Origin of the sequence: Bartonella sp. DGB2 (assembly GCF_046843095.1) — a bacterium.
Classification (GTDB): Bacteria; Pseudomonadota; Alphaproteobacteria; order Rhizobiales; family Rhizobiaceae; genus Bartonella.
Map to the genome: position 1 here is coordinate 407,972 of NZ_CP177329.1, position 23,724 is coordinate 431,695.

The 23,724-nt window shown below is 43.7% G+C and carries 25 protein-coding genes, 1 tRNA gene and 6 pseudogenes; 16 read left to right on the forward strand and 16 right to left on the reverse strand.

Annotated elements, in window-relative coordinates:
• The first annotated feature begins 201 nt into the window (after window positions 1–201).
• The 3 genes from dnaG to ACK28X_RS11225 all read left to right on the forward strand — a co-directional run bounded on the left by dnaG (window position 202) and on the right by ACK28X_RS11225 (window position 5,408).
• A complete protein-coding gene (dnaG, locus tag ACK28X_RS11215) occupies window positions 202–2,106 on the forward strand; it encodes a DNA primase (RefSeq protein WP_412059029.1) in 1,905 nt (634 codons plus the stop codon).
• 267 nt (window positions 2,107–2,373) lie between these two features.
• Window positions 2,374–4,392, forward strand: a complete 2,019-nt coding sequence (gene rpoD, locus ACK28X_RS11220) for an RNA polymerase sigma factor RpoD (RefSeq protein ID WP_412059030.1) — start codon at window positions 2,374–2,376, stop codon at window positions 4,390–4,392.
• Between the two features lie 563 nt (window positions 4,393–4,955).
• Window positions 4,956–5,408 carry a YcgN family cysteine cluster protein gene (locus ACK28X_RS11225; RefSeq protein WP_412059031.1) on the forward strand — a complete coding sequence of 151 codons (453 nt, stop codon included), beginning with the start codon at window positions 4,956–4,958 and terminating at the stop codon, window positions 5,406–5,408.
• A gap of 115 nt (window positions 5,409–5,523) precedes the next feature.
• Here ACK28X_RS11225 and ACK28X_RS11230 read toward each other — a convergent pair whose 3' ends face one another.
• The gene (locus ACK28X_RS11230) at window positions 5,524–6,255 is read right to left on the reverse strand and encodes an SIMPL domain-containing protein (protein ID WP_412059032.1); all 732 of its coding nucleotides are present in this window, start codon (window positions 6,253–6,255) and stop codon (window positions 5,524–5,526) included.
• A 146-nt stretch (window positions 6,256–6,401) separates the two neighbouring features.
• Between ACK28X_RS11230 and ACK28X_RS11235 the strand changes: the two genes are divergently transcribed.
• Window positions 6,402–6,478: transfer RNA gene (locus ACK28X_RS11235), tRNA-Ile, on the forward strand.
• A gap of 84 nt (window positions 6,479–6,562) precedes the next feature.
• Here the strand turns inward: ACK28X_RS11235 and ACK28X_RS11240 are convergent.
• The 12 genes and pseudogenes from ACK28X_RS11240 to ACK28X_RS11295 form a co-directional block, all read right to left on the reverse strand.
• Window positions 6,563–7,237 (reverse strand): annotated as a pseudogene (locus ACK28X_RS11240) (tyrosine-type recombinase/integrase); the annotation flags it as partial.
• Window positions 7,189–7,347, reverse strand: a complete 159-nt coding sequence (locus tag ACK28X_RS11245) for a hypothetical protein (RefSeq protein WP_412059033.1) — start codon at window positions 7,345–7,347, stop codon at window positions 7,189–7,191. The gene ACK28X_RS11245 and the pseudogene ACK28X_RS11240, both read right to left, overlap by 49 nt.
• Before the next feature lie 260 nt (window positions 7,348–7,607).
• A pseudogene (locus ACK28X_RS11250) lies at window positions 7,608–7,655 on the reverse strand (hypothetical protein); the annotation flags it as partial.
• A gap of 27 nt (window positions 7,656–7,682) precedes the next feature.
• Window positions 7,683–8,069, reverse strand: coding sequence for a 4'-phosphopantetheinyl transferase family protein (locus ACK28X_RS11255; protein ID WP_412059137.1), 387 nt, complete (start codon window positions 8,067–8,069; stop codon window positions 7,683–7,685).
• A gap of 135 nt (window positions 8,070–8,204) precedes the next feature.
• Complete coding sequence (locus ACK28X_RS11260; RefSeq protein WP_412059034.1) at window positions 8,205–9,812, reverse strand: ABC-F family ATP-binding cassette domain-containing protein; 1,608 nt, start codon at window positions 9,810–9,812, stop codon at window positions 8,205–8,207.
• A 204-nt stretch (window positions 9,813–10,016) separates the two neighbouring features.
• Window positions 10,017–11,264 (reverse strand): MFS transporter, encoded by a 1,248-nt coding sequence (locus ACK28X_RS11265; RefSeq protein ID WP_412059035.1) that lies wholly within the window; start codon window positions 11,262–11,264, stop codon window positions 10,017–10,019.
• Window positions 11,265–11,336: 72 nt separating this feature from the next.
• Window positions 11,337–11,627 carry an isochorismatase family protein gene (locus ACK28X_RS11270; protein ID WP_412059036.1) on the reverse strand — a complete coding sequence of 97 codons (291 nt, stop codon included), beginning with the start codon at window positions 11,625–11,627 and terminating at the stop codon, window positions 11,337–11,339.
• Window positions 11,628–12,455: 828 nt separating this feature from the next.
• The gene (locus tag ACK28X_RS11275; protein ID WP_412059138.1) at window positions 12,456–12,737 is read right to left on the reverse strand and encodes an FAD-dependent oxidoreductase; all 282 of its coding nucleotides are present in this window, start codon (window positions 12,735–12,737) and stop codon (window positions 12,456–12,458) included.
• 137 nt (window positions 12,738–12,874) lie between these two features.
• Window positions 12,875–13,225, reverse strand: coding sequence for a hypothetical protein (locus ACK28X_RS11280; protein ID WP_412059037.1), 351 nt, complete (start codon window positions 13,223–13,225; stop codon window positions 12,875–12,877).
• Between the two features lie 69 nt (window positions 13,226–13,294).
• On the reverse strand, window positions 13,295–13,597 hold the full coding sequence (locus tag ACK28X_RS11285) for a hypothetical protein (protein ID WP_412059038.1): 303 nt from the start codon (window positions 13,595–13,597) through the stop codon (window positions 13,295–13,297).
• Window positions 13,598–13,919: 322 nt separating this feature from the next.
• Window positions 13,920–14,129 (reverse strand): hypothetical protein, encoded by a 210-nt coding sequence (locus ACK28X_RS11290; RefSeq protein ID WP_412059039.1) that lies wholly within the window; start codon window positions 14,127–14,129, stop codon window positions 13,920–13,922.
• A 37-nt stretch (window positions 14,130–14,166) separates the two neighbouring features.
• A complete protein-coding gene (locus ACK28X_RS11295) occupies window positions 14,167–15,465 on the reverse strand; it encodes an MFS transporter (RefSeq protein WP_412059040.1) in 1,299 nt (432 codons plus the stop codon).
• Between the two features lie 200 nt (window positions 15,466–15,665).
• On the opposite strand from ACK28X_RS11295, the gene ACK28X_RS11300 reads away from it, so the two are divergent.
• The 8 genes and pseudogenes from ACK28X_RS11300 (at window position 15,666) to ACK28X_RS11335 (ending at window position 20,016) form a co-directional block, all read left to right on the forward strand.
• A complete protein-coding gene (locus ACK28X_RS11300) occupies window positions 15,666–16,709 on the forward strand; it encodes a DNA cytosine methyltransferase (protein WP_412059041.1) in 1,044 nt (347 codons plus the stop codon).
• 157 nt (window positions 16,710–16,866) lie between these two features.
• Entirely contained in the window at window positions 16,867–17,058 is a 192-nt protein-coding gene (locus ACK28X_RS11305; RefSeq protein ID WP_412059042.1) for a hypothetical protein, read from the forward strand.
• A gap of 358 nt (window positions 17,059–17,416) precedes the next feature.
• A pseudogene (locus ACK28X_RS11310) lies at window positions 17,417–17,782 on the forward strand (antA/AntB antirepressor family protein); the annotation flags it as partial.
• A gap of 69 nt (window positions 17,783–17,851) precedes the next feature.
• Window positions 17,852–18,469, forward strand: a pseudogene (locus tag ACK28X_RS11315) (Rha family transcriptional regulator); the annotation flags it as partial.
• Between the two features lie 121 nt (window positions 18,470–18,590).
• Window positions 18,591–18,775, forward strand: a pseudogene (locus ACK28X_RS11320) (type II toxin-antitoxin system HicA family toxin).
• Between the two features lie 11 nt (window positions 18,776–18,786).
• Window positions 18,787–19,182 (forward strand): type II toxin-antitoxin system HicB family antitoxin, encoded by a 396-nt coding sequence (locus tag ACK28X_RS11325; protein WP_412059139.1) that lies wholly within the window; start codon window positions 18,787–18,789, stop codon window positions 19,180–19,182.
• Window positions 19,183–19,465: 283 nt separating this feature from the next.
• Window positions 19,466–19,690, forward strand: a complete 225-nt coding sequence (locus tag ACK28X_RS11330; RefSeq protein ID WP_412059043.1) for an antitoxin MazE family protein — start codon at window positions 19,466–19,468, stop codon at window positions 19,688–19,690.
• Window positions 19,690–20,016 carry a type II toxin-antitoxin system PemK/MazF family toxin gene (locus ACK28X_RS11335; protein ID WP_412059044.1) on the forward strand — a complete coding sequence of 109 codons (327 nt, stop codon included), beginning with the start codon at window positions 19,690–19,692 and terminating at the stop codon, window positions 20,014–20,016. The genes ACK28X_RS11330 and ACK28X_RS11335 overlap by 1 nt, the downstream gene beginning before the upstream one ends.
• A gap of 150 nt (window positions 20,017–20,166) precedes the next feature.
• On the opposite strand, the gene ACK28X_RS11340 is transcribed toward ACK28X_RS11335, so the two are convergent.
• Entirely contained in the window at window positions 20,167–20,526 is a 360-nt protein-coding gene (locus ACK28X_RS11340) for a hypothetical protein (RefSeq protein WP_412059045.1), read from the reverse strand.
• A gap of 304 nt (window positions 20,527–20,830) precedes the next feature.
• On the opposite strand from ACK28X_RS11340, the gene ACK28X_RS11345 reads away from it, so the two are divergent.
• Together ACK28X_RS11345 and ACK28X_RS11350 are read left to right on the forward strand one after the other, a co-directional pair.
• Window positions 20,831–21,757, forward strand: coding sequence for a DnaB-like helicase C-terminal domain-containing protein (locus ACK28X_RS11345; RefSeq protein ID WP_412059046.1), 927 nt, complete (start codon window positions 20,831–20,833; stop codon window positions 21,755–21,757).
• Complete coding sequence (locus ACK28X_RS11350) at window positions 21,738–21,977, forward strand: BrnA antitoxin family protein (protein ID WP_412059047.1); 240 nt, start codon at window positions 21,738–21,740, stop codon at window positions 21,975–21,977. The genes ACK28X_RS11345 and ACK28X_RS11350 overlap by 20 nt, the downstream gene beginning before the upstream one ends.
• 92 nt (window positions 21,978–22,069) lie before the next feature.
• Here the strand turns inward: ACK28X_RS11350 and ACK28X_RS11355 are convergent, their stop codons facing one another.
• Window positions 22,070–22,324, reverse strand: coding sequence for a hypothetical protein (locus ACK28X_RS11355; RefSeq protein WP_412059048.1), 255 nt, complete (start codon window positions 22,322–22,324; stop codon window positions 22,070–22,072).
• Between the two features lie 130 nt (window positions 22,325–22,454).
• A pseudogene (locus ACK28X_RS11360) lies at window positions 22,455–23,119 on the reverse strand (lysozyme).
• A 67-nt stretch (window positions 23,120–23,186) separates the two neighbouring features.
• Here ACK28X_RS11360 and ACK28X_RS11365 point away from each other — a divergent pair.
• Together ACK28X_RS11365 and ACK28X_RS11370 are read left to right on the forward strand one after the other, a co-directional pair.
• Window positions 23,187–23,474, forward strand: coding sequence for a BrnT family toxin (locus ACK28X_RS11365; protein ID WP_412059049.1), 288 nt, complete (start codon window positions 23,187–23,189; stop codon window positions 23,472–23,474).
• Window positions 23,455–23,724, forward strand: a complete 270-nt coding sequence (locus ACK28X_RS11370) for a CopG family antitoxin (protein ID WP_412059050.1) — start codon at window positions 23,455–23,457, stop codon at window positions 23,722–23,724. Before ACK28X_RS11365 ends, ACK28X_RS11370 begins: the two co-directional genes overlap by 20 nt.

Genomic DNA, 23,724 nt, shown 5'->3' on the forward strand with positions numbered 1-23,724 from the left:
GGGGGGGGCGGCATATATTTTTTCAAACTGCTATGACTGCTATCGGGGGGGCAGTGAATAGTATTATACATGCCTCTATTTTTATAGTGATTTTTACCTTTGTATAAAGCGTAGGCTTGTATTTCATATTTTGATTTGCTTGCTTCAGGCGGGAAGAGTCTTTACTATGGGTCTGTGGACACCTAATATATATGAGATCTGATGCGTTTTCCTGCTGATTTTTTGGATGAGATCCGAGCACGTTTGCCTATTTCTAGTGTTATTGGTCAACGGGCACAGTTTGATTCTAAGAAATCAAAAGCTGCTCGTGGTGATTTCTGGGCATGTTGCCCATTCCATGGCGAAAAGACCCCAAGTTTTCATTGTGAAGATCGTAAAGGTCGTTATTATTGTTTTGGTTGCGGCGCCAATGGCGATATTTTTCGTTTCTTATGCGATTTAGATGGCATTAGTTTTGTGGAAGCGGTGGAACGCTTGGCGGGACAAGCTGGTTTGCCGATGCCTATTATGGATCCTGAACAGGATAAGCGTGAAAAGGCTAAGGCTAATCTTTATGAAGTCATGGAGATGGCCTCGCGTTTTTTTCATCAACAATTGCATAAAAGTGCGGGTGCGCTTGCTCGTTCTTATTTAGCTGGGCGTGATCTATCGCAAGATATAATTACACGTTTTGATTTGGGCTATGCGCCTGCTCAACGTATGCTTTTTAAAGACGCTTTTTTGGCCCGTGGGATTGGTCTTGAGCAATTAATTGATTGCGGTCTTATCGCTATGGGGGAGGATGATCGTCTACTTTATGAACGTTTTCATGATCGTATTATGTTTCCGATTCATGATTTGCGCGGTCGCGTGGTGGCTTTTGGCGGGAGAGCCATGGATAAAGAGGCGCGTGCGAAATATTTGAATAGCCCCGAGACGGTTTTATTTGAAAAGGGCAAGATGCTTTATAATGCGGCGCGCGCGCGCGCGGCATCTACAACCAAGCAAGGAAAGGAGGGGGTACCTATTGTGGTGGTTGAGGGCTATATGGATGTTATTGCTTTAGATAAAGCGGGCTTTCATGGTGGGGTAGCTCCTTTAGGAACGGCTTTAACTGAAGAGCAATTGACGCTTTTATGGCGTCTGCAAAGCGATCCATTTTTGTGTTTTGATGGCGATAAAGCTGGATTGCAGGCGGCTTTTCGTGCGGCTGAGAGAGCCTTGCCTTTATTAAAACCTGGCGTTTCTTTGCGTTTTGTACTGTTACCTAGCGGGCAGGATCCTGACGATATTATTCGTCATGAGGGAGAGCGTGCTTTTGGCGGATATTTACAGCAGGCTATTTCATTGGCAGAGCTTTTATGGCGTCGGGCAACGCAAGGCAAAAATTTTCGGACGCCAGAAGAGCGGGCACGGCTTGAGCAGGATTTAAAGCGTTCTATTTTTACCATCCAAGACGAAAGTTTGCGCCATTATTATTTGCAGGATATGCGCGAGCGTTTACGTAACCTTTTTCGCCCTGCTTATAGCTTTAAAGAGCCGCAAAACGGTCGCGGTCAAGCATATAGAAGCGCACAGACGACGGGCGGCGGCGCGACGAACTTGATTAACTCTAACTTATTACGTGCGGGAGGCGGCTTGCCGCCGCGAGAAGCGGCTATTATTCTAGCGCTTATTAACCACCCTTCTTTATGGTATGAGGATTTTGAAACTCTTGAACGGCTTGAGATAAAAAATAGCCAATTGGCTCATCTGCATCGATTGATGGTTGAAGTTTTAGGACAATGGCAACCTAATGATGGGGAAGCTATGCGTGCCTTGCTAGAAAAGAAGGGGGGGGCAACGCTTATCAAGAAAATTGATGATTTAGTGCATAAATTAGGTTTACGTAGCGTCTTTGCTGTAGCCCCTATTGAGGACGCGCGTGAAGCATTAAAACAGGCAGTGCACTTGCATCTGCGCGCGCATCACCTACATAACCGTTTGCAAGACATTGAACGCCAATTGATAGAAAATCCCGATGGTGAAGTGTTTTCCTTGTTGCGCGAAGTAAAAAAAGAGTTACAACAAACTGACGCAACTGAAGCGTTGATTGAAGGGTTCGGTTGCTGGCGAGCCGATAAATAGAAATTTGAGTAAAATAGGCGCTGAAATGATTCGCTTTTTTGTGGTAAATGAGCCATCAACAAAATAAGATAGGCGTTTGAAAAATGGAATGAGTTTATTGCAATTTATCAAAAGCATATAGGAACGCGAAAAGCTTTGGTAAGGTTGTAGGGCAGAAATGATTAATATTTCTTTTTTCAAGAGATCGAATATAAGATGCGGCCAAGCCGCTTTGGGTAATGAAATGATCGACTATGGAGCAATCTATAGCTTGACGGAGTAAATAGTATGGCAACGACAGTGAAGCAGAAAGAAGACGTAGCGGTGGATCGTCAGGCCAATATAGATGGTCCACTTCTTGACCTTTCTGATAGCGCCGTTAAAAAAATGGTGAAACTTGCAAAAAAGCGTGGCTATGTCACGATGGATGAATTGAATGCGGTTTTGCCTTCAGAAGAGGTTACTTCAGAGCAAATCGAAGACACGATGGCCATGCTTTCGGACATGGGTATTAATGTGGTGGAAGATGAAGAAGAAGGCGATTCGGAAGAAAGCGTAAGCGTTGAGGGTGGCGACCTTGTAGAGATAGGCGGGCGAGCTTTAGCAGCTACAGGTAATAAGCGTGAAGCTACTGATCGTACTGATGATCCAGTGCGGATGTATTTGCGTGAGATGGGCGCCGTGGAGCTTTTATCGCGTGAGGGTGAGATTGCTATTGCCAAGCGGATCGAAGCTGGGCGTGAGACGATGATTGCCGGACTTTGTGAAAGCCCGCTTACTTTCCAAGCATTGATTATTTGGCGCGAAGAGTTGAATGATCAACGTATTTTGTTACGCGAGATTATTGATTTAGAGACTACTTATGCTGGCCCAGAAGCGCGGCAAGTGCCTGTTATTAAACTTAATGAAGTGGCAAAATCATTAAATGAAACTCTTAAGCGTCCTACGCCGGAAGACGACGATGAGAGCGACATTAATAATGTGGGCGTTGATTTGCCTAGCGATGAAGATGAAGATGACGACGAAGCTAACTTGTCTTTGGCGGCGATGGAAAACGAATTACGCCCTCAAGTGATGGATACTTTGGATTTCATCGCCGAGACCTATTTCAAATTGCGCAAATTGCAGGATCAACAAGTTGAAAGCCGTTTGGCTGATAATGATAAGAATCGTCTTTCGGCGCCACAGCGCAAAAAATATCGGCAATTACAAGAAGAGCTGATCAAGTCAGTTAAATCACTTTCTCTCAACCAAAATCGGATCGAAGCTTTAGTAGAGCAGCTTTATAGTATTAATAAACGACTTGTGCAAAATGAAGGGCGCTTGAAACGTTTAGCTGATTCTTATGGGGTGGGCCATGAAGACTTTTTGAGAGAGTACCAGGGGCGCGAACTTCATAATGATTGGGTAGCTTATATTGCAACCTTGCCATCTAGAGGCTGGAAAGATTTTGCTACGCGTGAAGAGGCGGCGATTCAGAGATTGCGTGGCGAGATTCAAATGTTAGCGCAAGAAACGGCAATCTCTATTAGTGAGTTTCGGCGTATTGTAAATCAGGTGCAAAAAGGTGAACGTGAGGCTACCATTGCTAAAAAGGAAATGGTAGAAGCCAATTTGCGTTTAGTTATCTCTATCGCTAAAAAATATACCAATCGTGGTTTGCAGTTTTTGGACTTGATTCAAGAAGGTAATATTGGCTTGATGAAAGCGGTAGATAAGTTTGAATATCGCCGCGGTTATAAATTTTCTACGTATGCTACTTGGTGGATTCGGCAGGCGATCACCCGCTCTATTGCTGATCAGGCGCGCACGATTCGTATCCCTGTTCATATGATTGAGACAATCAATAAGATTGTCCGCACCTCGCGTCAGATGCTACATGAAATTGGCCGTGAGCCCACGCCAGAAGAATTATCAGAAAAGTTGGTTATGCCCTTGGAAAAGGTGCGTAAAGTACTAAAAATTGCTAAAGAGCCTATTTCTCTTGAGACTCCTGTGGGAGATGAAGATGATTCTCATTTAGGTGATTTTATTGAAGATAAAAACGCTCTTTTACCTATTGAGGCGGCAATTCAAGCTAATTTGCGCGATACCACTACACGAGTTTTGGCGTCTCTCACCCCGCGTGAAGAGCGGGTTTTGCGGATGCGCTTTGGAATTGGCATGAATACTGACCACACATTGGAAGAGGTAGGGCAACAATTTTCCGTTACTCGCGAGCGAATTCGGCAAATTGAAGCCAAGGCTCTGCGCAAGCTTAAACATCCAAGTCGTTCCCGCAAATTACGCAGTTTCTTAGATTCTTAACAGTTTTGGAGTGGAGTGCGGTTTTCATATTTATCAAGGTTGACGCCAGTAGGGTGATTATTAATGGCTTAGTGGAAAAGGCTTTTAAGTTCTTGTGCAGTAATGCACCAGAAAGATGCGCAAACGCCAATTGGGTGTAAAAGCATTTTTTATGATGGATTTACAATTACCTTTACGCCTTATAAAACATAAAAACGCTGGGCGTTTTTAAGGTTGTAGCGTGATTAGCAAATGGCTTGTTGGCAGAAGCTATGAATCTCATTTTATTCGGGCTGATTATTTTAGTAGTCTCAAAGATGATCTCAGGTTGATTATACGTAAAAAGTATAGATTATTGATGAATAGGGCGAGAACATTTTGATAAAGCCTAAAAATAGCGAATCTTTCTATCACTGCTAGTAATTCAGCAGGCTATGCGTATCCTTTTGCTTTTTATAGGCCTTATTAATAAAAGTAAGGGGCATAATCATGTAAGTGCCGCTGTTCTTCGACGAATTGGATTTTTTTATGAAAAGCTATTTAGCTCTTAAGATTTTCTTAGTGTTTTTGGGGATGGTGGTGCTATGAAGAAAGGGCTACGCTTTTGGGAGTATAAGCGTCTTGAAGAGATGGACACCAACGAGTGGGAAAGCTTGTGTGATGGCTGCGGGCAATGTTGCATGCATAAGTTGGAAGATGATGATACCGGTGATATTTATTTTACGAGTGTTGCTTGCCGGCTTCTGGATAAGGTAAGCTGTGGATGCCACAATTATCAGAATCGGCAAAAGCTTGTGCCCGATTGTATTCGCCTCACCCCTCACAATATTGGCAAGTTTCGCTGGTTGCCTGCAAGCTGCGCTTATCGCTTGATTTATGAGGGAAAAAACCTTCAAGAATGGCACCATCTAATCTCAGGTCGGACGGAAACTGTGCATGAGGCAGGGATTTCTGTGCGCGGTAAGGTGCGCGTTTATGAGGATACGCTTAAAAACGAAGATGATTACCTGAATTATATCACTGATCTTGCCCCATGATGGAGGGATTTTCTCGCTAATGACCATTATGTTTTAAGATGTATATTTAAATGGACGAGAGAGGATGATGGTGATTACAGGTAATCACCACCGCTCATGGCGTAGTTTTTGAAGATTATTGTTCAATTGCAAAGGTAACTGACACATGGACGCGGTAAGAAAGTTCACCACTTTCAAAATTGCTGGGGTTATTGTTAGAAGCGCGCGTACTTAACAATACAGGCGTTGAACGAAATCCGCCATTATTGCTCTCTTCTCGGATTTCAAGGATAGGTCCGAGTTTTAGATGGGCTGCCTCGGCTAGGGTAGCTGCTTTATCAATGGCTTCTATGACGGCTTGTTTGCGGGCTTTTTGATAAATGGGCTTTTGATCGGCATTGGTGAAGCTGATATTATCAACAGAATTTATCCCTAATTTTACCGCTTGATCAAAAAATTGGCCGGCTTTGCCTAGGTCATGGATGCGTATGGTAAGGGTATTTGATACTTGATAGAGTTTGTCTGAGGTCTGTTTCTCTTGCTCATCCTGATGGATAGGGTAGACGGAAAGGCCGGATGTTTGAATATCTTTGCCAGCGATGCCATTTTTTTTAAAGGCATCTACCACTTCATTAATGGTTTTATTATTTTCGTTTAATGCTTTCTGAACGCTGTCAGAGTGATTAATCGCCCCGAGGCGTAAAACTGCCATATCAGGGGATGACGAGACTTCCCCACTTGCTGTTACAACGATGCTTCGCTGTCCGTCAGCGCTTGCCACAGCGGGGGCGGCTAAAAGAGCAAGACTGCTTAGAAGGGTAAGGGCTATCGCGTAGCCGTGGCGTTCTTTTTTTAAAATATTTTTCATAACGTTTCCATTTCTGCCAATTTTAGCGATAATATCAGAAAATAGGGCGCAATTTTGAAAACACGAATAAAATTATAAAAATTCTGATAAATTCTATTCAGTGCTTGTGTATTGCAAGATTTTGGGTTACTGAATAACCCTTCGTGGGGCCTGTAGCTCAATTGGTTAGAGCCAGCGGCTCATAACCGCTTGGTTGGGGGTTCGAGTCCCTCCGGGCCCACCATATATTAATAAAATCAATAGGTTATAGCAAAGTTCGGGAATTTTAGCCTCTTTGATTTTGTTATGTTTTTTTGATGTCATCCCCTTACCTTTTTTGTATTTTTTCTATCGCTTCAAGAGCGAGTCGCCGCCGATCGGCGCTTTGGGTATAATGCGACGCCATCTTGTCATTAGTCCATCCAAAAATGGCTTTCAATTGTGCAACAGTTGCTCCTGAATTTGCCGCCCGAGTCGCCGCTAATTTGCGCAATCCATGAGCAGACTTTTTAATTCCCGCCTCGTTACATGCTTCCCGAAACAAATTGCCAAAACTTTCCTTGGTAAGCGCTCTACCCTCTTTACCGCAAATAAAAGTATCATTGCCAATTGTTCCCGCTTTAAGGGTAGCTTCTAGCTCGGGTAAAATATGTAAAAAGACATCCGTTTGGAATTTGCTTTTTTCTGTCTTTAAGTGAATGACACCATCTTTGACATTTTTCCAACCAATCCGCACTGCGTCACCACGGCGCAGACCAGTGTATAGCAACACATCAATCCATACCCGTTCATGCGTACCCAGTGGCCAGCGCTGGTAGTATTTGTCTATGTCGTCTTCTAACCATATGGCAAACCCTTCCTTATTGGTAAGGGCAGGCGTTTTGATAGCGAGCGTGGGGTTTTCTTCAATAAAACCATGATCAATAGCCCAATTAAATACGCCTCTAAACGCTTTTAAAAAATTCTTAGCCGCCGCAGGTGTCTCTTTGCGCCGCTCCACCGCGTCAATGAATCGCCAAAGTCGCGTAAGGCTTGAATACGGTAGAGGGTACGGCCGTTTACGATGATGCTCTCATCTTTCAGTAGGCGGTATTTTGGGCTTAAGTCAGTCATGATATATTCCTTGCGCTATGATTAAGTAATGACCCAGATAAACAATACGGCCGCGATTAAAGTCATAAAGCCTAGGCATTCAGTGATATAGATTAGGGTTTCTTTCATGACGCCTCACAAAGCATCAGCCGCGCTTAAGCGGTGCTGTTGTGCATAGGTGCCGTAATAAGCATCATTAAAGGCTTGTTCTTCCCACTCAGCCATAAGGTCGGCATAGGCTTGGCTGGATTGAGGTCGAAAGAAAAGCTGTCAAAAGGTAATGATAGCCAAAGCCCGCAAGCTTTACTATAGGCTTCTTTCAAGGTCAAAAAGGTATAAAAGCGTTCTAGGCGACTTCACTCGGTCGCATCGCAAATAAAACTTGCCTCTGTGAACGTAAAACAACGATAAGCAAGTTCTTCGACATTCACACTTCGTGTTATAGCCTCTACATCTATGCCAATGCACACATAGTAGCCTATGGCCAAAACAATCAAGGCGTCACTGTGAGAAATATTAAAATTTAATCCCGGTATAGCCCACTGTTGTTCTGCTGCGATCTCAGGACGGCCATATGCATTGCGCACAAATTGCCATTCCTGCTTAGCAAGAGGTCCTAGTTGCGATAAAATAGTACGCAGTAGCGTTCGCCCTACGAGATATTCTTGCTGATGTGCACTTGTCTTGAATTTCATAAAGCGTTCGCGCTCATATGGGCTAAGTAAGTTAGGTAGTGGGGATATATTTTTTGATCAATCTCAGCTAGTGGACAGTGCCATACTTGGATTTTAGACATATTGTAGGTGATAGAGAAATCTTTATTATTTTTGTACCGCTAAGCAATAAAGTAAGTGCGGGGCCAGTCAACTGAAGCAGGCTTAGCTAATTTTACCTTGTTCTAAAGTTAACCTTTTGCCTTGCCAACGGCGGCGTAGCCAGCGATCGTGCGAGGCAATGATAATTGCTCCCGCGCTTGTGTGGAATGCCTCTTCTAACTCCTGTACTAAGCTCAATGCAATATGATTGGTAGGTTCATCTAAGAGGAGTACATGTGGGGGCTTGCTAATAATCATGGCTAAAGCTAAGCGTTTTTGTTGGCCTAACGATAATTTACCTATAGGGATGTCCCAAGCTTGACTTGGGAGTAAGCCAAGTTCTTGAAGGGGAGGGGCATCGCTGGGCGCATATTGCGCATAAAGCCGGCGCGGTGTTAGCTGCAAATTTCTAAAACGCGTCTCTTGCTTCAGTAATTTGCAGCAAAGATTCGGGGCCTTATATGCTGTGCCATTATCGGGTGTCGCTAACCCGGCTAGCAAGTGTAATAAGCTAGATTTGCCTGCGCCATTGCTACCAAGAATAAGCCATTTTTCGTTAGCTAAAATGTGGTATTCTTCGATAAGGAGGCGGTCTTTCATATGAACATCCTTCAAAGAAAGGATAATCTTACTTTGGTCAAAAGGCATGGTTAAAGGCGCAGAGAATTTTACTGAAGCTGGTGGCTTTTTGACTTGGTTATTTCTTAGTGTATCTAAACGCAATTGTGCATTTTGTACACGTCGCGCAATCTGTTTTTGGATGCGCTCCCCCGCGCTATTGTAACTCAATTTATTATTGTCTTTACGTGTCTTACTATGTGAGAGCGTGCGTGCTTTAATACTAACTGCTTGCTGCAGTTCCTTGAGTTGCTTTTGCTCAGCTCTAAATTGCTGCTCCCAAGAGAAGCGTTCGCGTTGTTTAATTTCCAGATAGGACGAATAATTACCAGTATAATGCATGGCTCCTTGTCGCCCAGGGTCTAAATCAATAATATGCGTACAAATAGTATCAAGAAATACGCGATCATGTGAGGCTAAGACGAGCGGCCCTCGAAAATTTTTGAGCCACGCTTCAAGGAATTCTATTGCTTCGTCATCAAGATGGTTAGTGGGTTCATCAAGCAGCAAAGCGGCTGGTTGACGAATAAGCAAAGCGGCAAGACTTAAGCGTGCTACTTGGCCGCCTGATAGAGCATCTACTCTGCGTGTGTGCGCTATGTGGTCTAATTGGAACCCACGCAAGACATCTTCAGCGCGGCGGTCGGCATTCCATAAGTCACAATATTCGGCCCATTCTAAGCATTGACTATATTCTGTGAATAGGGTAGCGTCACCATCTCCTTGGGAAATTGCTATACTCAATTGTTCAAGTTGTAGAGCGGCTGCACGAGCTTCTGCTAAAGCATCATCAATAACTGTTTGCAGCGAATAGGTTGGGGGATAGGCAGATGTTTGCTGTAAGAAGCCTATGTTTTTAGGAATCATAACTGTACCACTATCGGGCGTAGTAAGCCCTGCTAATAGGCGTAATAAGGTAGATTTTCCAGCACCATTTTCACCGACTATTCCGATGCATTGTGCGTTTGCCGCACTTAGATTAATATTATTGAGTACAAGCTTGCCCCCTATGGTTTTTGTCACTTGATGAGCTATAATTTTTTCAATCGGCATGTAATTCCTGCATTATATTGTATAAAATTAAAATAGTTAACGTATTGTCAGTATATTTTTCCTTATTTATGTACGTTTGATGTTTATTTAAAATTATAATTTATAGCATGAATTTAATAGTGTGTCGTTCATAATAGAATATGGTTATGTATATATTATATGTTGTTGTGTGATTGATATATAATAATGATTCATTAAGATAAATTATTTTTGTTTAATACTTATAAAAAAACAAATAAAAAAGCATAAAGCGCTACTTGTGCCTATCCATATTGTTCCAGTATTTGCTAACGCGCCTCCTCCTAGGGCTGTGAGCATTGCTGTTAGAGCAGCGATAGCTGCAATGGTTCCTAAAAGCCTGCCAATATGCTGCGTATTCTCTCGCTGTACTGCTGCCGCAACTAAACTTGTATACCCACAACCATATAGAAGCGCAGCTAGAAGTTGTGTAAGCAAAAAGAGGGGGATTTTTCCTGCTAAGATAAAGGGGAGGCATAGGGAAAAAATTCCAAGAAGGATTGAAGCTGTTGAGAGGACTTGATATTTAGTCACGTATTTTTGTAAGAGAGTTGCTAGGTAACAGAAAGAAATACACATACCAATACCAAGAATAGTCATAGTAATTATTATAAAATCTTGTGACCGTGAGGTCGCTACCATTAACCACGGCAGATATTGGTAGAAGAGATTCCAGCCAATTTGGAAAAAGAAAATCGCTGCCAGCATAGCGCGAGGTCCGCGTGAGCTAAAGCCAGCTAATGCTGCCGTGATAACTCTCAGCAAGCCAGCTTTCTGCGTCGGTTTGGCGGGGGTATCAGTTGGCAAATTTATAGTGAACAAAAGCGACAACATAGAAAGGGCCCCTGCAACGATTAGAGGGCTTGCGAGCTGTAAGCTTATAGACAGCCCAGTTAATACTGCAATCTTATAGACCACACCCGCTATTATTGGCCCCAACATAAAACCTGCAGTGACGAAAAACATGATGATACTAACACTTCTTATTGATTCATGCCAAGCATCAATAAGTCGTGCCTGCGCAATAGGAATACTTCCTGCGAAAGCACCAGTGATAATCCGCCCTAGTATAAATAGTTCAACTGATCGTAGCATAATCGCTAAGACGCAAATGATATAACCAATCAAGGTTCCCAAAACAGCCCGTATAAGCGCAGGTTTACGGCCTATTTTATCGGATAGTTGTCCAAGTAAAGGAGCTCCAATGACCATAGCAGCGGCATATGCTGTTAAGATTATGCTGTATAAGAAGGTGAGCATGCTTGGAGAAAAATTTCTCTGGCTTATTAGACTGCTATGGAGATCGACTGATAAAAGGTTGGGGAGTAGCGGTAAAATTAACGCAGTACCCAAACTATCGACAAATATAACAAGGAGTATACCAATAGTATTGAGCCTGCGCCACTGTGGGGAACGATGTGCTTTCAGAACCAATGGTTATCTCCTATTCAAAGTTCAGTAGGCCTAAGTCTATTTAGCTTTACGCATTTATTTAGTATAAGTATTTTAAATATTCCATCTAAAAGCTTTAATGAGAGTGGAAAATAATCTTCGCGATTCAGAATCGCGTAAAACTTCAAAAAAGAGCATCTCGCGCGTAATCTGCTCTGCTTTATGCTTTTTTAAGCGATCAAAAGCTTTTTCTTTGTCGTATGGATTACGCGAGGATGTCGTATCGGCGAGGATAAATACTTGGCCATCTTCCATCTCTAGAGCAAGGGCAGACTGCATTATTGCAATATGTGTTTCTACACTTGCCAAAACCCATTGCATAGGATTATTGGTTTTTTGGTCCATTAACGTGTTAAATTTACGCGCTTTACAAAGATTAAATTGCTATGTGGTTAGTAGTTATGCATGCGCAGCGAGTGCTTTTAAACGAGGGAATGAAGATTCTATTTTATCATGCTCGATAAAAACCATATTTAATTGCTGCTCTATTGTAAAATCTGCCAGCCAACAGCAATTGTTCAATACCGTATGTGCGTCAGAAATCATAGGCAATAGTTCTACTTGCATGTCAAACATGACTATATATTATATTTTCTGAGGTAATTATCTGAGTTTGGTTAGTAAAAAAATTATCATAACGTGCTCCTTTCATACCAGATAATCTCTGGCAAAAACATGCGCTATACGTTAATCCATTCCAAAATATTTTGCCATATGTACCAGACTGGTATCGATTTTTTTCGTGCCCAACGTGTCTTTGTATAAACGCCCATCAGATCTTGGACGGTGTTAAATTGAAGACGTGCTAGTTTATTATGACCGAATGGGTAAGCAGCGTCAAGCCGTTCTGCGATGACTAATGCGGAGGTTATAGCTCCTTCGTTTCCGCTAAAGCTGGTATCCATTCCATAATACCAGAGGCCGCCGTGTCCTTGTATTTGACGAAATTGTAATCGGAGCGCTATGTCTCTAAGTCTGAGTTTGGGCAGTTTCCACTGTTTTCGCGCCAAAATAAGCTTCGGATTTATTGGTATTTTTGGGTCGAAACTTACGAAAAGATCCCGGATATTGCTGATAGTAGCGGGTTGTTCAAGGTTTTTGACTATGCGAGTCAGTGTGCTCGAACAGGTAAATTCATTTTGTTGTTTAGCGAGGTAAATACGCAATATTCGTTCAATTTTTTTGCGCTATTGCCGCTGTATCTTGATGTGCTACGTTTTCGACTGCAACATATTTAAATTGGCTCAATAGGGTCTGTTTTCGCTCACTAGGTTTGACTAATAAGGCTAAGGCTTGATCCGCATGTGTTGCAAAGACCACTTGGTCAAAAGTATTTTGAGCATTACGGGTCGTAACAATAACCCCCTGTCTGCTTCTTTTAACGCTTAACACGCTCTGTGATGTTCGCATGTTTGCCTTTAAAAGTTTTGCTAACTTTTTGATATAGGTAGGTATGCCGCCATGTTAGTTTACGCCAATCCTGATCGCTAAGATTAATGCCTTCTAAAAGACGGATTTGAATCATACTTTAGCTAATTTAGCGAGTCACTTTGTCAACAGGAACGAGTAAAATTCCGCCATTGTCACGGTGTTTATATAGCTTGCAAATCTCGGGTGATATGTTCGATGACCTGCCCTGCATACCTGCTATAGATGGCGTCCATGTCGATCCGCCCCGAAATATACTCGGATTGCTCATCCAAAGTGGTTTCGAAAGCTACACGATAGGTATCGTTCGGCAATAGTCGCATGTTCATCCACTGGTTATCGCCTAGAACCATGCGATACCCTTTGCTGCATGAGTTCCAAGCATTGAACAGTTGTGGAAATGGCTCTTTGAAACCGGTGGCGCATGCGGATGCGCCTTTAAGTAAGGGGGCCGGCTCCATGTTCTGATGACCCATTGCATTGACTGCCGCCCGCTGGACACGTTTTATCACCACTGTTAATGGCTCTTCGGGTCCATGTAGGGTGCTGATAGGGATGGTATTAGACAACGGTCCCACCAACGTCTAGGTCGTGGCTTCTAAGCGATTAGCGAAGGGGACACCGGTCACTACAGTGGTAGCACCACTTACAGCACTGATCGCCATCTGGTAAATGGTCAACAGCAGCACAAATGGCGTTACACGCCGAGTTTTAGCATAGTCTAAGACCCTTCTGCGTGGTATAGCGGAGGTAAATTTTAGGCTTTGCACAGGCCCTAGACTGCTACCGCCTCTGGTTCGTAAGGCATCAAGTCCATAGGATTCCGTTTCCGGGTAGAACCCAAGCTGTTGTTCTGTGTTTATAGGCGGCTCCGATAGGGACTGCATCCGGCAATAGGTGTTCCAAGCATTGCAAGATATCGGCGGCTTCCCTGAATAATATTCAGATATATCCTTCAGCAACAAGTGAATAGATGTTCCATCACAAGTATAAATCCAGAAACCAATCAGACATGCAGGCCTGCTCCGTCTAATACCGATGCGATGCGTAGTCCGGGCTCAGTGGCCTGCTTGACTCGATAAGCTAAGAAGTCCTGGTCGGTGATTCTGGAGTGCATCTTGCTTAACTGGGCATGTAATGCTTGGTGCAATATCTGTTCTTTAGGGGCTAGCCCAACTAGTTGTTCCCCTTTAATCTCAAATCCAGCCGCTAGAATAGGTGTCGCGCCAAGCGCTGAGCCACAGCATCGAATACTTTAGCCCGAGAACACTGCGCGCTAAAATCTAACCGCAACGCGCCAGAATAGGCGCGCCCCGTCTGGTCAAGCATCGCACCGATCCACTTTTTCTTTAGAACTGCTGTGCTGGAAAGCATCGTAAATGGCCCTTTTAAAGAGGGGAGCAGGTAGTTCTGATGCATAATGGAACCTTATGCGCGCGGGGTTGATGGGGTCGACTCAATAGTCAAAGTCATTGCGCCAGGCCAAAATCAGTAAAGCGCCAGCGATCATTGACAGCGCTGATAGGGCGAAGGCGGCCACAAAACCCCTGACCGTGATGGTTAGAATTCCGCTGCTGTCTGAGACAGCCAGAGCTGCGGCAGTCAGCATGGTAACGCCAAACACTTGGAACAATTGCTTGATAGTTGTGGTGATGCCGGAGCCAGCCCCGGCGTCTGTCTCGCTAAGACAGCTAGTGGCTAATGATTGGGCGATTGGTAAGACGCAACCAAAGCCGATAGAGGTGACGAGCATAGCGGGAAGGGTTCCCAGCCAGTAACTATGCAGTGGTACGCTAAAGGCGAATAATATGAAACCGAGTCCCGAAATTGTCAGGCCGAAAAAAGCTACTACCGGTGGGTTCCAGCGCTGGAGTGTAAGCTGCGAAAGGAAGATGCCGGGGAAGAAGCCAAGGCAGAAAGGCAGCCACGCCAGGCCAGTTTGCATCGGGTTTAGCCCAAGGCAGTCTTGCAGCAATAATACTCCCAGATAGAACAGGGCGCCGGACGTCGCTGCCAGAATAGCCATGATGGCGTAGCCGGCTAGACGGGGGGAACGTGTAATCAGGCGTGCGGGGATAATACCGTATTCCGAACGCTTGCAACGGCGCAGAACCAGGGCGATGCCAAATAGGCCCGCCGCGAAGAGTGCCATGCGCTGTTTGGGTAGATGCTCAATACCAGAACCCATCACGGTTATAACAATCGCGGTGACGGCAGCTACCAGAACCAGTGGATTCCCCAGGTCCAGAGGAACGGCACGGTGATTGGTGAACTTAGGAATCATAATCTTGATAGCCATAAGCATGAATACGACAATAGGTACGTTCATACCAAACACCCAGCGCCACGATAAATACTGAGTCAGTACGCCGGACAGTAAGACGCCGGCAATCGAACCCAGACCGCCCAGCGCTGCCCAAATGCCAAACGCTTTGTCGCGCTCTGGTCCAGAGGGAAACAGCAACGATACCATTGCCAGCCCTGTAGTCGAAGCCAGGGCTTCCTCAACGCCTTGTCCAGCACGGCTCATAATCAGTACAGAAGCATTTCCGGCAAAGGTTGCCATCAAAGAAAATGCAGCAAAAATCGCTATGCCGATTTGGAAAACATGCCGCGCCCCAAAGGCATCGCCCATTCGCCCTCCCAGCAGCAATAGCGAGCCAGCAGAGATGAGATAGGCATTAACAACCCAAGTTAAGGACCGTCTGTAAATCCCAATTCGTGTTTGATCCGTGACAGGACTCGAATCATCCATCTTTCACACCTTAACCCTTTGATTTTACTTTATAAAAAAATAGGTTCGGGATTGATTTTGGGGGGTTCGGGAATAGGTTTGTCGAAAAAATGGCAGTCCTCTCATACGAATTTTATTCCAATCCAACCAAAAAATCAAACCCAAACGATACGAAACCGAAAGGTAGGGCGTGCGCTAAGCAAGCACAAAGGATAAATGGCATGATTGTAGCGGTAGATCTCTTTTGTGGTGCAGGCGGTTTAACTCGTGGCCTTGAGCAGGCGGGAATTAATGTCCGTGCGGGCTATGATATTGATCAAGCCTCGGCTTACGCCTATGGGGCTAATAATAAAGCAACCTTTATCCTACGAGATGTAGCCGATGTGAATGGTCAAGAAGTTCGAACTCATTTTGCAGGCGCTCAATATACGCTTTTAGCAGGTTGCGCCCCTTGTCAGCCGTTTTCTTCTTATGCAAACATGGCTAGAAATAAATCGGACAAATGGGACTTATTGCGCCATTTCTCTCGCTTGGTTGAAGAAACAAGCCCCAACTTTGTCACGATGGAAAATGTTCCCAATTTAGAGCAGCAGCCCATATTCCTTCAGTTTCTAAGCGCGTTAACAAAGGCTGGGTATCAATATACATATCAGATTGTTTTCTGCCCCGACTATGGCATACCGCAAAGACGCAGGCGCTTAGTCTTGCTTGCTTCAAAGGGTGGTTCTATAGCTCTTATTCCGGCCACTCACAAAAAGACTGATTATCTGACCGTAAAAACTGCAATTGGGCATTTGCCAAAATTAAAAGCGGGCGAGACCGATAAGGATGATCCATTACACACGGCAAGCCGCTTATCACCTCTGAATATGCAAAGGATACGCCATTCAAGACCTAATGGGACTTGGAGAGATTGGCCACAAGAGCTTGTAACGCAATGCCATAAAAAGCAGACGGGAAAAAGCTTTCCTAGTGTTTATGGACGCATGGCATGGGATAAACCTAGCCCCACGATTACAACTCAAGCCTATGGCTTTGGTAATGGGCGTTTTGGTCATCCAGAGCAAGATCGCGCTTTATCCTTAAGGGAGGCAGCGCTTTTACAAACCTTTTCTGAGGATTATAAATTTCTTCCTCCAGATCGCAAGATAACCATGCGTGCACTTGGTACGCTTATAGGCAATGCAGTTCCTGTTAGATTAGGAGAAATCATAGGCCAGTCGTTTCAAGCGTATAGGAGCGGAACTGCTAGGAGGTTTTTATGAACGAAGTCCATGAAGCTATCTCAGGTTTCATTCTGCTGTTGTTGACGTTCATAGCGTATGTCTTCAAGTTCCAGATGACTACTGCATTAGTGCAAAGCCTTGTGATATTTTTGAGCTACCAGATCTTAAGCAGATCAAACAGTTACTTGCTTTAAAGTTGGCTGGTGTTCGCCGCAAGTTTGATACAGGCGATCCCAAAATAATCTCTCTGTTTGAGGAACTATCCTATGCTGATATCGAGCACGTGTTGCGCCGCGCTGTCAAAGACATGATTTTATCAAAGGAGGAATTCCTTACTACAAGCCATTTAGAGGGTGCACTAGCGAAAGAATACCAACAAGCACATTAAACCGTTTAAGGGGGGAATGTTAGCAGTTATTGTTGTTAAGATAACAATAAGCCTAAAATCAAAAGGTAGGGCATGGGGAAAATCGCCTCGCTTGACAAAAATCCTAAAACCGCTATGTTGAGAGCAAGTGCCTAGAAAACACTAAACATGTAGCGGTCAAATAACCGAAATTATTTACCGTTCCGAACAATTCGACTTATTGCTATGCTTCAATGCATGTGCTTTATGTCGGGTGTGGTTACGCCATACAATACCCGCAAGGGAAAAGTGTAACGACGGACTACATGCCGTGTTTTCTAGCACCCGACGCCCCTATGGGTATCTCATAGAAAACTTTAATACATGTAGGAGTTCAATCATGAACAATCTTATTATAATTAACGAAACAGCTATAGGGCAAGATACTGTACAAACGGTGAATGCTCGTGAATTACATGCCTTTTTGGAAGTTAAATCTGATTTCCGCAATTGGATTAAAAACCGCATTAACGAATATGGTTTTCAAGAAAATCACGACTTTATTACTTTCGGTAAAAATTTACCGAAAGTCCAAGATGAAGGACAATCAATGTTTTCTAAAAATTTAGAAACCGTCTCAATCGGTCGTCCTTCTAAGGAATACACACTCACTCTCGACATGGCGAAAGAGCTTTCCATGGTTGAGAAAAACGAACGCGGCAAAGAAGCAAGACGGTATTTTATTGAATGTGAACGCCTTGCCAAGCAGGCGGCTAAAAATGGGCAACAAGTAAGTTCTATTGCACCTGCAACACTCACTCTTTCAAGCCGCGAAATCGCCAAGCTATGTTGTAAGCGTCATGATCGGGTCGCAAAAGATATTGAACGTATGCTTTTAGTATTAAAGCGTGATTTGTCTCTCTTTGCACGTCTTTATACGACCAATAAAAATACCAAACAAACCGAATACCTTTTACCCAAGCGCGAATGCTTGATCCTCGTTTCAGGTTACAGCACAGTGTTACGAGCAAAGATTGTTGACCGTTGGTTAGAACTAGAACAAGCACATCAACCACAGCTACAATTGACGCAAGAAGATGATACCGTCTATCGCCTTCCAGAAGACCGCACAAAGATACCACTACGCATCAGAGACTGCATCGACAAACACGCCCAACAACTAGCCGCGCTATATCGGCTAGAAGCAGAGGCCTATTTGCTTGAGCAGGTCTACAGAGGCGCCGTGGGAATGTGGCGTGAGATATCCTTCTCAAAGGTCGAAGAACGTCTAAAAGAAGTTCTATGGCTAGATGTGATCGATAAAGAATTGGCTAAAATGCGGTTTAATCATTATTTCCTCTTTAAATCGCTAAGAGACATGATCACAAGAGACGTTAAGAAGCTGGAAGAACTACACCTTTCAGCACCTAACGAGCGCTTGCTTGTCGCTTAAACGTAAAAATGCTTCCCCCGTAGCCATAGGGGGGAAGTGCTTAAATGCTTGCCGTTTCTTTATCTTGACATTTTTCCGAAAACTGATATTTTGTGTATATATATACACACTGAGTACAAAAATGGAAAAAGATAGCCGTAAGATTATTGCTAAGTTAAAGAGGGATGGCTTTGACCTTATAAAAGTTACAGGCTCACATCATAAATTCAGAAAAGGTGATAAAACGGTTATCGTTCCACATCCTAAAAAGAGCTGCCGCTTGGCACAGCGCGTTCTATTGCTAAGCAAGCAGGATGGATAGAATAAAAGGATCGATGATGAGACGGTATTATGCACTCGTATATAAAGATAAGGACTCTTCTTTCGGCATTGAGTTTCCTGATTTACAGGGGGTATTTTCTGCATCAGATACGGAAGAAGAACTGATAGCTAATGCTATAGAGGCCTTACAACTTTTTTTGGAAGACTTTACTAGCCCTCCAGCAGCGACTTGCTTTGACGAACTATTGAAGAGAGATGAGATCAAACAAGCCTTGTCCGAAGGAGCGTTTTTACTTCAAGTGCCTTATATTGAAAATGATACGGCTGTTGTACGGGCTAATATTTCTATAGAAAAAGGCTTATTGAAAGCAATTGATGCAAGCGCAAAAGAAAGGGGATTAACTCGCTCTTCTTTCTTGGCTGCTGCCGCACGGCATGAACTTAATATGTAAGCTAATATAAACGAGCATTCTTATCAAGCCGAAAGCCTAACCGATGCTTAGCCTTATTCACTATAATAACGGGTTGGGTTACCTTGTGTTAGCTAATATCGAGGACGCGCTGATGAATAGCGCGTGCATTTACCGCACGATTAATGGTCTTGCATTGCGGGCAGTTCGGCTTGCTGTAAATGGTAATTATCAAGGAAGCTTTATTAATTAAAAATGATTGGCTATGTTGCATGTAATGCTACTTTCTGGTAATCTGTGACATGTAACATAGAAAGCGTTTAAGATGGCTACCATACACACTAACGAACGCGTAAAAAAATACCGCGCCGCTAAGCGCAAAGCAGGATTGCGGCTGATACAGATTTGGGTACCAGATACGCGGCGAAAAGACTTTGTAGAAGAGTGTCGACGTCAATGCCGCACTGTAACAGAAATAGAAAAGGAAGATCGTTCTCTGTGGGATTTTATGGAACAGGCTGTGATGGATATTGAAGGTTGGCATGCCTAATGAAGCGCGGTGATTTAGTTACCATAAGTCTGCAAGGGGATTTTGGCAAGCCGCGTCCCGCTTTAGTTATACAAGCAGACCAATTTATGTCCCACTCCAGCGTGACGGTTCTACCTTTAACAAGCACTATTGTCGATGCTCCATTATTGCGCTTTACCATTCGCCCTAGTAAAGAAAACAGTCTGAAAAAAGCCTCACAAGTCATGATTGATAAAACTATGACAATCCAAAGAAACAAGTTGGGCGCACCTTTTGGTCACGTTGATCCGAAGGCAATAATAGAAATTGAACAACGTCTAGCCTTATTCTTTGGCATTGCCCATTGAATAATGTGCCTTCCACAAAAGATAAAGCCCTAGCGCAAACTAGGGCTTTATTAAAATCAAAAAACCTAAAAAAGGAACTCACAAATTACGTTGATAATAACGCAAGGCATATTTTTATGTCAAGAAAATTTAACTAGCTAAAATATAGACTTATCTAGTTTTGTCCACGTGAAAATAATAGCGCAAGACGCTAAGCAACAGCTCTATGCTGGAAACACCAACAGCACCACAAATAAACCCTGCTAAACCCATAATATTATTAGGGCTGAGGCCATCATCAACGCCCACCATATCAAATTTTAGCAAGAGATGATAAAGCATATAGGAAACGGTGGGTGAAGCATAAATCGCCAATACACCGCCGCCCAGCCATTCACAAACCCGTTGCCAACACGATTTATCATGATTGGCCAATTGCCGTACAAAAGCACCAAATATACCAGCAAGCGCTGTTGATAGCATCATGGCTAACCATGAAAGCCAATCGGGGGGTATCTGTTTTTCGGGCATGGGGGATCCTTCTTACTGTGTAGATATTTTACGCTTTTCTAATAAAGTTTTTGTATGCATAGATTATAGACATTGATAATTTTTATTTTTTGTATAAGACTCTATAAGGAGTAAAATATTATTTATACATATAAAGTATGGCATATATTCTAGCACGTTATTTATCTTGAGCAAAAAAACGTTTTCACCTATTTAAAGGTCGTTTTTTAATGAAATAACGGTTATTGTATTTGCACTACTTGGGACAGAAACTATATCTGTGATCAGCTTTAATCCTGCTAACGAAAAGAAAGGAAGGCTTTTAATGCCCCATACAAAGGATTCTAAGGGTAACCCTGGCTATACAAAGGGGCATGAGAAGGGCGTTACTTCTTCTCCCTATCTTCATCGTAGCAATAGTGTTTTAAGCGGCTCCGAATTAATAGAGGCCATAATAGATGGGAAGGAAGATCGCCAAAGCTTCGAGCTTCCTTATAAAGGTTTAATGGAAAAGACCAAAGGCATACGTCTTGGTGAATTGTGGATATTCACGGCAGGAGTTGGAATTGGTAAATCCACTTTACTACGCGAATGTGCTTATCATTTCCTAAAATCAGGTCACAGGGTAGGTATGCTCATGCTTGAAGAGCCTATCGAACGCACAGTAAGCCGTATGATTGGCTTAGCTATTGATAAGCCAGCTGACCTTCTTTGGAATAGTCTTAGCGAAGAAGAAAAAAGCAAGGGGTTTGAAGCGACCGTACGTACGGGGCGTCTTGGTTTTTATGAACATTTGGGCATTACTGATCTTGATACGATCGTCGAAAAAATCCGCTATATGGCGATACATTATGGATCTCAATTTATCGTGCTTGATCACTTGCAGTATTTGATCTCCAGTTCAAAGGAAAGGGATGAGCGCCTTTTGGTAGCCCGTGTCATAAGTACTCTAAAGAACTTAGCTATGGAACTTAATATTGGGATTCTTTCGGCCTCTTTTTTGGAGATCTTAGATGGAGATAAAACCCATGAAAAAGGCCTTGAAATCTCTTTATCGCATCTACTTTGGTCAGATATCATTCCTCAATTTTCTGATTTTGTGATTGGACTTGAACGCGATAATGAATCTAAATGCCGTAATCACAGCAGGCTTCGCGTACTCAAGAATAACTACACGTACGAAACTGGCTTCGCTGGTCGACTGATTTATATGCCAGAGACAGGGCGCTTAATTGACTATATTAACGGATGAGGAGTTAGCGCATTTAAAACTAGCCCAAGAGGTTTTGCCTGTTTCTTTTTTTCAACGTGTGGAAGAGGAAAGACGCAAGCGTGGGCGGCCGCGGGTAAGTGTACCAAAGGAGGCTGTAACCTTGCGGCTCGCCCCTGACGTCATCGCTCACTTTAAGACATGTGGGGCTGATTGGCGCGCAAAAATGAGTGAAGTCCTTACAAAAGCTAGTGAAGAGTAACCTATTTCCAACAATGTTGTTTTTTGCCGAATAGATCAGTGGTAAGTACCCAACGCGCAAGCTTTGGTTCATCGGCAACAAGGCGTGCGGGCTTATTGACTTGGGGTGGTCTCGTCCAGCCCATGCACAAGGGCGGTGCACTCATCTGGCAGCCCGCCAAGAACACGGCAGAGGTCAAAATCAGAAAGGTTAATAACTTCATCGGTGATTTTGCTCCTCTCACGAAAGGCCGAAACAGCACTCTTTAAGCTATCTACCCGTGCTATGCTTTTGCCATAAAAAAAGCCGCTCATAAAAGCGGCAAGAACTAGGGCACCATAAAGCCCAAGGCGGTAGGGAAACGGCATATGCCCTCCTCAATTAAGGTCTGTATTTGCGTTGTTAACTAAGCATGAATAGGTAAAAATCTGCAAATACGCCTAGTTTACTGTGACTAGCTTAACGAGAAAAAATCTCATTAAGCACCATAGCACAAATCTACAACCGTCTCTCTTTTTCATGGTGAAGGAAGACAAAAACACCCACGCTTGCGGCTAAAACCATGATGAGAGCAAAAGCCCATTGCACAGGACCAGAACCACTCACAAAGCCACTTAGCCCTGATAAAGAACCAATAAGCGGCGCAATCGTTCCAGCCTTTAACAAGGCGCTCTTCTCGCTTACTTGTGGTGTTTGATAATTTGATACCACAAAGTCACCGCGCGCCCAAAGGCCAGCTTCAGCGGCGCGGCGATTGACCAAGCCAACAATACGCTTACCACCTGCCTGCACCCATTTGGCAAGTTCACTTGGTACACAAGTGTAATCACCTTGATTAAGCTTCTTGAGAAGGGTTGAGCGTTCAAATGCATCTACCCCCACATTAAAGCAAAAGGAGACAAGCGCTCCAAATTGATTGTCGTTTAAGGTCACCTCGACAAGGGCGTCGACGGCTTGCTCATATTGGTGCAGATCTTGCAACAAAAGGGCTTGCGCCTCTTGTTCACGCAATACCATGCCTTGCTTGGGATAGGGAGCACCTGCCGCCGCCGTGTGGCCATAGCCAATCGTCCACACACCCGCACTATCGCAATAGGCTTCACGCCTTAACCCTTCCCATTGCTTGATCAGTGTAGCCCTTCTTTGCTAATCCTTCGGGTCATGATTACTCCTACAAATTTAGTGCAATGCGCTCTTGCAATTGTATATACAATTGTATATTTTTGATTTATGAAGATTATTGATTTTGATTGGGATGGCGGCAATTGGCCAAAATGTGGAAAGCATGGCGTCTCTCAAGTAGAGATAGAACAAGTTTTATTGGGAACGCCAGTTGTAATGAAGGACCCTTGTCCAAATGAACCACGCATGCGAGCAATTGGCATAACGAATGATGGTCGTTACGTTTTTTTAGTTTTTATGATACGTGAGACACAAGAGGGCACGAAACTGCGACCTATCAGTGCACGCTATATGCATCAAAAGGAGATTGAGCACTATGTCACCCAAAAAGCTTAAAGCAATGCCTTCTTTGCCTACAGATGATGTAGCAGAAACCTTTGTCGCAACCGTTGATTTAAACGATTATGACCTATCAAATTTTACGCCTATGCGTTTTGAAATGGCTCGTAAGCAAGCATCATTTAATATACGATTACCAGCGCAGCTCCTCCAAGAGGTCAAAAGGAGAGCAGCGCAAAAAGGGCTTCCCTATAGTCGTTATGTGCGAATGCTTATTGAAGAAGATATTGCCCATCATCCTAAGTGA

What these genes read in the sequence shown, in the direction of transcription:
- ACK28X_RS11365 (WP_412059049.1), top strand. Translation starts at nt 23,187, where the DNA reads ATGAAGATTATTGATTTTGATTGGGATGGCGGCAATTGGCCAAAATGT.
- ACK28X_RS11345 (WP_412059046.1), top strand. Translation starts at nt 20,831, where the DNA reads ATGCCCCATACAAAGGATTCTAAGGGTAACCCTGGCTATACAAAGGGG.
- ACK28X_RS11370 (WP_412059050.1), top strand. Translation starts at nt 23,455, where the DNA reads ATGTCACCCAAAAAGCTTAAAGCAATGCCTTCTTTGCCTACAGATGAT.
- ACK28X_RS11325 (WP_412059139.1), top strand. Translation starts at nt 18,787, where the DNA reads ATGAGACGGTATTATGCACTCGTATATAAAGATAAGGACTCTTCTTTC.
- ACK28X_RS11295 (WP_412059040.1), bottom strand. Translation starts at nt 15,465, where the DNA reads ATGGATGATTCGAGTCCTGTCACGGATCAAACACGAATTGGGATTTAC.
- ACK28X_RS11335 (WP_412059044.1), top strand. Translation starts at nt 19,690, where the DNA reads ATGAAGCGCGGTGATTTAGTTACCATAAGTCTGCAAGGGGATTTTGGC.
- ACK28X_RS11330 (WP_412059043.1), top strand. Translation starts at nt 19,466, where the DNA reads ATGGCTACCATACACACTAACGAACGCGTAAAAAAATACCGCGCCGCT.
- ACK28X_RS11230 (WP_412059032.1), bottom strand. Translation starts at nt 6,255, where the DNA reads ATGAAAAATATTTTAAAAAAAGAACGCCACGGCTACGCGATAGCCCTT.
- dnaG (WP_412059029.1), top strand. Translation starts at nt 202, where the DNA reads ATGCGTTTTCCTGCTGATTTTTTGGATGAGATCCGAGCACGTTTGCCT.
- ACK28X_RS11290 (WP_412059039.1), bottom strand. Translation starts at nt 14,129, where the DNA reads ATGCATCAGAACTACCTGCTCCCCTCTTTAAAAGGGCCATTTACGATG.
- ACK28X_RS11260 (WP_412059034.1), bottom strand. Translation starts at nt 9,812, where the DNA reads ATGCCGATTGAAAAAATTATAGCTCATCAAGTGACAAAAACCATAGGG.
- ACK28X_RS11340 (WP_412059045.1), bottom strand. Translation starts at nt 20,526, where the DNA reads ATGCCCGAAAAACAGATACCCCCCGATTGGCTTTCATGGTTAGCCATG.
- ACK28X_RS11270 (WP_412059036.1), bottom strand. Translation starts at nt 11,627, where the DNA reads ATGGACCAAAAAACCAATAATCCTATGCAATGGGTTTTGGCAAGTGTA.
- ACK28X_RS11300 (WP_412059041.1), top strand. Translation starts at nt 15,666, where the DNA reads ATGATTGTAGCGGTAGATCTCTTTTGTGGTGCAGGCGGTTTAACTCGT.
- ACK28X_RS11285 (WP_412059038.1), bottom strand. Translation starts at nt 13,597, where the DNA reads ATGCAGTCCCTATCGGAGCCGCCTATAAACACAGAACAACAGCTTGGG.
- ACK28X_RS11245 (WP_412059033.1), bottom strand. Translation starts at nt 7,347, where the DNA reads ATGACTGACTTAAGCCCAAAATACCGCCTACTGAAAGATGAGAGCATC.
- rpoD (WP_412059030.1), top strand. Translation starts at nt 2,374, where the DNA reads ATGGCAACGACAGTGAAGCAGAAAGAAGACGTAGCGGTGGATCGTCAG.
- ACK28X_RS11355 (WP_412059048.1), bottom strand. Translation starts at nt 22,324, where the DNA reads ATGCCGTTTCCCTACCGCCTTGGGCTTTATGGTGCCCTAGTTCTTGCC.
- ACK28X_RS11225 (WP_412059031.1), top strand. Translation starts at nt 4,956, where the DNA reads ATGAAGAAAGGGCTACGCTTTTGGGAGTATAAGCGTCTTGAAGAGATG.